The 359-nt window shown below is 49.6% G+C and carries 1 protein-coding gene; it reads right to left on the bottom strand.

All coding sequences use genetic code 11. From position 1 onward, the window contains the following. On the bottom strand, nucleotides 1-359 hold a 359-nt coding region (locus COY37_RS02715; RefSeq protein WP_286975962.1), incomplete at both ends, for a hypothetical protein.

Genomic DNA, 359 nt, shown 5'->3' on the forward strand with positions numbered 1-359 from the left:
TCCTCGGTTATCTCACACGAAATAGCATAACTTAAAAGCGCCAGCGTCCTCACCGGATATCTCGAGATATTATCCAGCAGGTAATCCCAATCCAGGTGCTTGCTGTTCCTGATCAACAAAAGAATATCCTGGAAGTCCTCCTGCCTGGTGGCTTTCCATGAAACCAGGAGTTTCGAGTGGATGATGTCTTCGACGGACGCCATAAGAAATACCGTACCGTCAAGGCTCGCCTGCCGGGCCCTGGCCAGCATCTCATCGCTCAACACAACCCCATTCGGGTCCCCCAGAAACCCCTTTCCTAAAGCGAATAACAGATCTATTATCTGCCCGTCTTTAAATGCGTGATATACCCAGTTATC

Source organism: Candidatus Aquicultor secundus, assembly GCF_002791875.1.
Taxonomy (GTDB): Bacteria; Actinomycetota; Aquicultoria; order Aquicultorales; family Aquicultoraceae; genus Aquicultor_A; species Aquicultor_A secundus.